This window comes from Nocardia neocaledoniensis, from assembly GCF_029868625.1.
Taxonomy (GTDB): domain Bacteria; phylum Actinomycetota; class Actinomycetes; order Mycobacteriales; family Mycobacteriaceae; genus Nocardia; species Nocardia neocaledoniensis_A.
Window position 1 is genome coordinate 1 of the sequence record NZ_JARWOJ010000216.1, and the last position, 8556, is coordinate 8556.

Consider the following 8556-nt stretch of genomic DNA (forward strand, 5'->3'; position numbering starts at 1 on the left):
TTTTCCCGCCTTCACTTCTGGGGGGGGCGTGGGGCCCGCGGGTTGGGGGGCCCGGCCCCGGGCCGCGGGGGCGGTCCCCGCCGTCGGCGTCGGCCTCGCCGCCGCCCAGCCGAGCGGGACCGACCAGCGCGAACAGTTCCAGTCCGCCGCGGGCACCGAGGGCCTCGACCCCGCCCTGGCCTTGGCCTACACCCTCGCGGAACAGCAGGCGCACGCCGAAGACATCCCGCTGTCGATCACGTCGGGACACCGCACCTACGCCGAGCAGGACATGCTCTGGCAGGACGGTCTGGCCACCTACGGCAGTCCCGAGGAGGCCCGCCGCTGGGTGCTGCCGCCGGAGGAGTCCACCCACGTTTCCGGCCACGCGATCGATGTCGGCCCCCAGTTCGGCGCCCAGTGGCTGGAAGCCAACGGCAACCGGTGGGGCCTGTGCAGGACCTTCGACAACGAGTGGTGGCACTTCGAGTTGGCCACCGCACCGGGCGCACCCTGCCCGCCGCGCGTGCCCGACGCCAGCCTGCGCTGACGCCGGGCGCGCCGGGTTCAGCGGAGCGCGCCGAAGAAGGTCCGGATATCGGCGACGTGCGCCGCTGGTTCCTCCATCGCGACGAAGTGGTTGCCCGGGTTGCCCGAGGGCCAGTGGGTGATCTCGTGGTCGCGGTCGGCGAGTTTGCGCATGAGCGGTGAACCGCCGCCGTAGACACCGGTCGGCACCAGGTTCTGGCCGGTCGGCCAGCCGAAACCGCCGTCGCGCAGACCGTTGTACATCGGCCACGACGACGAGCCCGTGGTCTGGGTGAACCAGTAGATCGCGACGTTGGTCAGCAGGTGGTCGCGGTCGATCACGTCCTCGGCCAGCTCGGCCATCGGCGTGAACTCCTGGAACTTCTGCATCATCCAGGCCAGGAGCCCCACCGGGGAGTCGTTCCAGCCGAGCGCGAAGGTCTGCGGCGCCGCCCGCAGCAGGGTGTGGTGGTCGACGCCGCCGGTCATCCACTGCTGCATCTCCGCCCACTGCGCCAGGTCCTCGGCGGACATGGTCGGCACGTCCGCCTCGCTCGGCATGCCGATGCCGCCGTCGAGGTGGACGCCGAGCACGTGATCCGGTGCGGCCAGCGCCATCTCGGGGGCGATGTAGGCGCCGAGATCGCCGCCCTGGACGCCGTAACGGTCGTAGCCGAGGCGCGTCATCAGCGTCGTCCACATCCGCGCCACCGTGGCGGTGGTCATCCCGGTTTCGCGCGGTGGAGCGGAGAACGCGAAGCCGGGGACCGACGGGATCACCACGTGGAAGGCGAGCGCGGGGTCGAGGCCGTGTGCCCCCGGATCGGTGAGCGGGCCGATGGTGTGGGTGAATTCGACGAACGAGTTCGGCCAGCCGTGGGTCAGCAGCAGCGGTACCGCGTCCGGTTCGGGGGAGCGGACGTGCAGGAAATGCACGTCGAGTCCGTCGAGCTCGGTGACGAACTGCGGGAACGCGTTGAGCGCGGATTCCTGTGCGCGCCAGTCGAAATCCTCGGCCCAGTAGCGTGCCAGCTCGCGCAGATAGTCGACCGGGACGCCGCGCTCCCAGCCCGAGCCGGGCAGCTGGTCGGCCCAGCGGGTGCGGGCGAGGCGGTCGCGCAGGTCGTCGAGTTCGGCCTGCGGGATGTCGATGCGGAACGGGCGAATGGTCATCGGTGAACTCCTCGGTCGGTGATGTCCTCGACCCTAGGAGTCATATAGGACAGTTCCGGTCCTACTTCTCCGGCAGGATGGAAGACATGACCGATACCGCCGCGCGCCTGCTCAGGCTGCTCTCGCTGTTGCAGATGCCCCGCGAATGGCCGGGCAGCGAACTCGCCGAACGACTCGGCGTCACCGACCGCACCGTCCGTCGCGATGTCGACCGGTTGCGGGAGCTGGGATATCCGGTCGTCGCGGCGATGGGCGCGACCGGCGGATATCGGCTCACCGCCGGCTCGGCGCTGCCACCGCTGGTCCTCGACGAGGACGAGGCGGTGGCCGTCGCGGTCGGCCTGCGGGTGGCGGCCGGCCAGGCGGTCGCGGGGATCGAGGACGCCTCGGTGCGCGCGCTCACCAAACTCGAGCAGGTCCTGCCGGCGAAGCTGCGCCGCCGGGTCCGGGTCGTCGGCACGGCCGTCGCGGTGCGATCGGGTTCGGGGCCGACGGTGGACCCGGAGGTGCTCACCGTGCTCGCCGCCGCGGTGACCAATCGTGAACGGGTGCGGCTGCGGTACCAGGACGCCGGGGGCGCGGAGTCGCGCAGGCACCTCGAGCCGATCGGCGTCGTGGCAGCGGGACGGCGCTGGTACCTCGTGGCCTACGACCTCGATCGTGACGGATGGCGCAGCTTCCGCGCCGACCGGATCACCGCCCCACAGCCGACCGGCGCGCGGAGCGTCACCCGCGAGCTGCCCGCCGCCGACGCGGCGGACTATGTCGCCGGCCGTCGAACCGATTGGGCGACACCGGAATACCGGGTGGACGTGACGATCGAGGCGCCGATCGGTCGGGTCGCGGGGCGGCTCGGTGCACACCCCGAAGCACTGCTCGCGGCCGGACCGACGAGCTGTCGCCTCGTCGAGACCCGCGACGATGCCCCGGAATGGCTGGCCACCCAGCTCCTCTCACTGGGCGTGCCGTTCCGCATCCGTGATTCCCCCGAACTGGACGCGCGCCTGCGGGAGATCGCGACCCGCATCGCCCACGCGCGCGCCGAATAGTCGGCATCACCTCGGCGCTGCCCGAGGGTTGGCGGCCAGGAGCTGGACGGCGCCACGTCGGCGCAGGCGCTGGCGGGCACCCGGGTTCGGCCGCGCCCGAGCGGCGATCAGCCCACCGGGGCCGGTTCGCCGGGCATGCCTTCCAGGGTGAGGCCGCCTTCGATGGTGTTGGGAACGCGGCGGCGGTTGGGGGAGCCCAAGGCGGTGGTGAGGTCGCCGCCGTCGTGTTCGGCGAGGAGTTCGCCGCTGTCCCACACGAGCAGGGTCGCGCTGACGGTGTTCTCGGCGGTGGAGTGCGCGAGATCGTAGTGGGCGCAGCCGGGGACGTGGGCGTAGGTGATCCACAGGTCGTAGCCGGTCATGAACAGGTCGAGGTCGAATTGCACGCTCAAGCCGAGCAATTCGCTGCGGCCGTTGTCGTCGACACCGGCGAACGCCTCGTCCAGCGCGAGCAGGCGCGGGGCCTGCGGGTCGGCGGAGTCGAGCATCACGTGCGCGGCGGCGAACAGCGGCAGATGCAGCGAGACCGACTGTTCCCCACCGGAGAGCGCGCTGTGCCGGGCCACGGTGAGCTTGTCCTCGCTGCCGTCGCCGTTGATCAGCGTGAACGAGAACACCCGCCAGGTGCGGTAATCCAGGGTGGCGGCGAGGATTTCGGGGTAGGAGCGTTCCGGGTGCGCGGTGCGGGCGGCGCGGATCTCGGCGGCGAAATGCGCGCGCACCGCGCCCAGATCCTCGGGACTCAGCGCGGCGGTGTCGCGATCGAGGAGCTTGCACATCGCGCGGGCGGCCTCGGACAGGCCGTCGGCCAGCACCCAGTGCACCCCGATCGTGTTGCCCGAGGACATGCGCCGCTGCTTCATCTCCGCGCCCATCCTGGCGATGAGTTCGCGTGCGTCGGTGGTTCTCTCGTGGATCTGCTGGGCCAGCCCGGTCAGCAGCGCGTCCTCGAGGATGCGGCGCTCGGCGTCGGTGAGCAGCAGTTCCTGATCGCGGCGGGCGGCGTCGATGCGGGCCGCGAAATCGGCGAGCGCCGCCTGCCCGTTCTCGTCGTGCACGGCCACCACGGTGAGGCCGTCCGCGGCGTCCCAGTGCAGCCGGTAGTCCCGGCCCGACGCGGTGAGCGCGGCGTCGAACTCCTGCAGCGCGCTGGTGACGGCCGAGCGGGTGGACTTGCGTCCGGCTTCGGTGGCCTTCACCTGCGCGGTGGCGGAGTCGAGGTCGGCGAACAGCGCGGCGACCTCCTCGGGCAGCACCACCGGATCGGTTTCGGGACCCGCCGCGACGATCCGGTACTGCAGCTGCTCCGGTGTCGACCAGGCGGCGTCGGCGCTGGGCCAGCGGTGCTCCACCGGCGCGCCCAGCAGACTCAGCAGGTCGGGCCGGGCGTACGGGGCGAGGCAGCGCACCTCGGCCAGTACCTCGGTGAGCGCGGTGGCCAGGGCCTCGTTGGCCGTGCGATACGCGGCCTCGGCGTCACCGACCGCCTCGATCGCCGCGTTGGCCGCCTTGCGGGCGGCCCGCTGCTCGGCCTTGGCCGCCTCGATCGCGGCGCGGGCCGCCTCGAGGTCGCGATCGATGTCGGCGGCGCTCGCGCCCAGTGCCTCACGCAGGGTTTCCAGCTTGCGCTGCTGTTCGGTGAACCCGAGCCGCGCGGCCTCGGCCTCCTCGGCGAAGGCCTCCGCCAGCGCGCGTGCCTCGTCGTGCCGATCGGCGCCCTCGCGCTCGCGTTCCCGTTCGCGCTCGTGTTCGGCGCGCAACCGCAGCAGGCCGGTCCCGGTGTTCTCGAAGTGCCTGATCGCGGCGGCGAGGGCGTCGAGTTCGCGCGCCTCGGTGGGCGTGCGGTGCGCCTGCGCGGTGGTGCGCAGCTTCTTGTCCGCCGCGGTGGCCTCGGCGACGGCGTGATCGAGCTCGCGCTCGGCCTGGGTGACCGCCTCCGTCCTGGACCGCATGAGCCCCGCCGTCTCCGCGACCGCCCGCAAGGCGGTGGTGATGGCCGAGGGGCGCGGCAGCGTTTTCGCGGCGGCGCTGATCGCTGTCAATTCGGCTGCGGCGGTGGACTCTTCGGCTTTCGCGGCCTCGATCTCGGACGCGGCCGCGTCGATCGCGGCGTCCAGCTCGGCCAGGCGCGCTGTGCGGCGCCGCGCCCGTGCCGTCGCGCCGAGGAACTCGGCCTCCGCCTTGGTGTGGCGACCCCGCTGCAGGCCGTGCCGAAACGTTCCGTCGACACCGAGCGTCACGAGGGGTCGCGCAGCCGGGAAACCTTCGGCAGCATGCTGTTCGGTGGAATGCTGCTCGGTCGGGTCGGCGGCGCCCCGGCCCGCGGTCGCCGCGCCGCCGGAATCGGCGCCCGGCTCCGCCGCGAACGCCGTCGCGTCGGCAGTCGCCGACAGCCTCGCCCGAGCGGTAGGACTGCCTGTCGGGATCGACTGTGTCGCACCGGAATCCGTCGTGCTGTCGGTGGTGCCGCCGTTCTGCGGTGCCTCGTCGGTGAGCGCGATCGAGGCGAGGACGGCCGCGACCGTCTCGGTGGGGACGGGCAGGTCGGCGGAATCGTCCTCGACAGCGAGGACTTCGGCGAGCGTGCGCCCGGTGGGCCGCTCGGCAGGAGGGAGGGGGAGCAGGTAGCGGACACCGTCGACCGTCGGAGGCAGGTCGGGTCCAGTGATCCAGGCGTCGAGCAGACCCGCGGCCTGCAGGGCGGCCTCGATGCCCGCCGCCTGCTCCGCGGTCACGGTGTCGGCGAAGTGGACCAGGCGCCACAGCGGCGCGCCGGGGTGTTCGGCGTGCTCGCCCGCATCGGTCGGGTGCGCCGGCGGCGCGTCCTCGCGCTCGGCCGCCACGCGCCGGCGTTCGGCGACCAGGCTGTCGCGGCGGGCGGCAGCGGCGGCCGCCCTGGCCTTGGCTTCCTGGCGCCGAGTCCGGATCTGTTCCTGGAGTGGCTCGGTGTACTCGGTGAGCACTTCGGTGGCCGACGCCGCGTCGTCGGTGCCTGCCGCCGTCACCGCCGCCGCCAAGGCGGCGAACAGATCCTGCCCGAGCGCGCGACCCTGGGCGGGCGCGGGCCCGTCGCTGTCCGATCCACTCGGCGAGGCGCCGGCATCGACCGATCCCGCGTCGACTCCGGCCGGGTCCGGGTCCGTCGCAGGTCCGGCTGCCGAGGTGTCGCGCCCCGGCGCACCAGCGGTTCGCGCGGAACCCGGTGCGGCGGCGTCCTGACCGGTGGTGGTCGTGACACCGGTCGCGGCCGGGGTGAAGACGGCGGCGTTGTCCTGCCACCACGCGCGCAGGGCGGCGGTGGACTCGGTGCGGGCCAGGGCGACCGCCGCTTCGGCGTGGGCGACCTCGGCCGCCGCGGCGTCGCGCAGCTCCACGGCGCGTTCGGCCAGCCGCTGGGCACGGGTGCGCTCGGCGGCGAGGGATTCCCAGCGGCTCACGGCCTTTCGTACCGCGCGCACATCGGCGTCGCGTTCCTCGGCGTGCCCGCGGACGGCGGCGGTGATCTGGTCGCCGCGACCCTCGGCGCTCGGCGCGACCCACTCGATGCCCGCCTCCTCGGCGGCCGCGCGCAGCGCGTCCTCGCCGCGGACCAGGGCGGCGGCCGCGGTGCGGACGGCCTCGGCGGCGCGTTCGGCTTCCTCGGCGCGGCGCTGCAGGGTCTGACCCGCCTCGGCGGCCTTGTCCCGGTGTACCGCGGCGGAGGTCTCCAGCCTGCGCACGGCGTCGGCGAGGTCGTCGAGCTGCTGTTTGCCCTCGTAGGCGCTGGATCGCTGCAGGTTCTCCCGGTCGGCGATGGCCTGCTCGTAGGCGCGGTCGGCCTCCTCGGCCCTGGCCTCGGCCGCGGTCCGGTCGGCCTCGCGACGCGTGCGCAGGGCCGTCGCCGCGAACAGCGCGGTCGACGCGTTGGTCACCGCGTCCAGACGGGTGCGGACCTGGTCGACATCGGATTTCGCCTGCACGGCAAGGTATTTGCGATACACGTCGACGAAGCGCCTGGTCGCCGTGTCGGCCTGGACGAGCCCGTCGAGCGTGCGCCCGACCTCCTCCATATCGCTGAACGAGCGGGCCGCGTCCAGGATCAGCTGTTCGTCGAGTGGGCGCAGACCGTCGGTCAGCGCCTGCGAGAGCCCGCGCGGGTCCAGGTTCTTGGCGAGCTGCGGCCTGCGCAGCGTGAGGATCAGGTTGATCAGCTGGTCGTAGCGTTGCACGCCGAGCCCGAACATCCTGGCGTCGATGGCGGCCCGGTACTCCACCGGCCGGTCGACGATGGCGTCGCTGCCGATCTGTTCGGCGAGTTGCTTGCGGGTCAGCGGACGGTCGTCGGGGCCGATGAGGGAGAAGTCGACACCGGCGCGGCCGTCGGCGACGAAGTACCAGCGCGTCACCTTGTCCGAGGAACGGGTGGCGCGCATGCCGATGCCGACCGTCACGACCTCGGGATCGTCCCAGTCGCCGCGCGCGAACTCCATCCACACGTACGAGTACGCCGACTCCTGCTTGCGATACAGCAGATTCGACTTCATGGTGCGTTCCTCACCCGCGAACGGGTTGAGCCTGCGCGGCTCGATCCGTCCGTCGAGCACGAACGGGAACAGCACTTCCAGCGCCTTGGTCTTGCCCGAGCCGTTGGGGCCGCGCAGCACGAGGCGGCCGTCGGCGAAGCAGAACTCCTGGTCGCGGTAGTCCCACAGGTTGACGATCCCGGCGCGGGTCGGAACGAAACGCACTCCGCCGTGAATGAGCGACATCTCCTCAGTTCCCTCCCGTTGCGGCGCCGCTGGTCTCCGCGGCGGTGACGAACAATTCCTCGGTCCGGCGCACCCGGACGGTGACCACGGCGCCGCGATACCTGGCCAGCGCGGGCAACACCAGCAGCCCGTCGGAAACCGGCCGGATCAGCCGCAGCCGGGCCAGCAGGGACAGCACCTCGGTGGTGAGGCCGCCGACATCGGCCTGCCACTGCGCGGCGAAGGTCGCGCCGTAGCGGTCGGTGAGCGCGGTGACCGTGTCGCGGACCCATTCCGTGGTCAGGAACGGATAGGTGACCGGCTCGGCGTCCTCGTCCTCGGTATCCGTTGCTTCGGGGTCGGGATCCTCGCCGTCCTCGGCGAGCGGAGCGAACACCCCCGCCGCCGGGATGGCCTCGTCGAGCCGGTCGAGCAGCTCGTCGTCGAGGCCGGGATCGGGGCGCCGGGGGAGCGGATGATCGATGTCGAGCACCATGTCGGCGATCTCACCGATCAACAGCAGGGCCACCTGTGCGAGCGTGCCGGTGCCGGGAAACCTGGTGTCGGACAACCGGCCCGAGGTGTCGATCAGCGCCACACCCTCGGCTCTGCGCTCGGCGCGCAGGCCCGTGCAGTGCTCGACCTCGCCGACGAGGCGGTCCTGCGCGAGCAGCGCGCGCTCGGCGGGCGGCAGGTCCGCGAGATAGACCACCGGCCGCTCGACGAGGGCGCGGCGCAGCCGGCGCGCCGACTCGGCGGGGGAGGGATCGGCATCGGCGAGGAGGCCACGCACGCTGTGCAGATGCTGCAGTGCCCGCGGCGGCCGGAACAGCGCGAACACCACCGGGCGATCGATGTCGTAGAGCGCCTCCCCGGCCTCGGGGTCCGACGCCCAGCCGCCCGCGTCGCCGTCGGCCAGGGTCAGGGCACCCCTGGCGCCGAGCCAGCCGACCCCGTCGACGAACGCGTCGCGGACGGCGGCCCGGCTAATGGGCGAGAAGCGTACCGTTAGGCGGGTGCACGCGGGGCCCGGGCATACGTGCCGGGTGTGCGGTGACATGGTGCGCGAGGGGTCCTACGCCGCGCGCTCGTTCCAGTAC

4 protein-coding genes and 2 pseudogenes are annotated in these 8556 nt (G+C 72.7%); 3 read left to right on the forward strand and 3 right to left on the reverse strand.

What is annotated here, in order from left to right; genetic code table 11:
* Positions 1-28 precede the first annotated feature (28 nt).
* On the forward strand, positions 29-529 hold the full coding sequence (locus QH270_RS15955; protein ID WP_280342756.1) for a M15 family metallopeptidase: 501 nt from the start codon (positions 29-31) through the stop codon (positions 527-529).
* Positions 530-546: 17 nt separating this feature from the next.
* Here QH270_RS15955 and QH270_RS15960 read toward each other — a convergent pair whose 3' ends face one another.
* Positions 547-1680, reverse strand: coding sequence for an epoxide hydrolase family protein (locus tag QH270_RS15960; RefSeq protein WP_280342749.1), 1134 nt, complete (start codon positions 1678-1680; stop codon positions 547-549).
* Positions 1681-1766: 86 nt separating this feature from the next.
* Here QH270_RS15960 and QH270_RS15965 point away from each other — a divergent pair, with 86 nt between their 5' ends.
* Positions 1767-2729 carry a helix-turn-helix transcriptional regulator gene (locus tag QH270_RS15965; protein WP_280342752.1) on the forward strand — a complete coding sequence of 321 codons (963 nt, stop codon included), beginning with the start codon at positions 1767-1769 and terminating at the stop codon, positions 2727-2729.
* 107 nt (positions 2730-2836) lie between these two features.
* Here QH270_RS15965 and QH270_RS15970 read toward each other — a convergent pair whose 3' ends face one another.
* Positions 2837-7477, reverse strand: a complete 4641-nt coding sequence (locus tag QH270_RS15970) for an SbcC/MukB-like Walker B domain-containing protein (protein ID WP_280342754.1) — start codon at positions 7475-7477, stop codon at positions 2837-2839.
* 4 nt (positions 7478-7481) lie between these two features.
* Positions 7482-8441: pseudogene (locus tag QH270_RS15975) on the reverse strand (DUF2398 family protein); the annotation flags it as partial.
* Here QH270_RS15975 and QH270_RS15980 point away from each other — a divergent pair.
* Positions 8434-8556: pseudogene (locus QH270_RS15980) on the forward strand (Fpg/Nei family DNA glycosylase); the annotation flags it as partial. The pseudogenes QH270_RS15975 and QH270_RS15980 overlap by 8 nt on opposite strands.

Bases quoted from the DNA above. Each gene is read 5' to 3' on its own strand.
- QH270_RS15960 (WP_280342749.1), bottom strand. From the start codon at position 1,680: ATGACCATTCGCCCGTTCCGCATCGACATCCCGCAGGCCGAACTCGAC.
- QH270_RS15965 (WP_280342752.1), top strand. From the start codon at position 1,767: ATGACCGATACCGCCGCGCGCCTGCTCAGGCTGCTCTCGCTGTTGCAG.
- QH270_RS15970 (WP_280342754.1), bottom strand. From the start codon at position 7,477: ATGTCGCTCATTCACGGCGGAGTGCGTTTCGTTCCGACCCGCGCCGGG.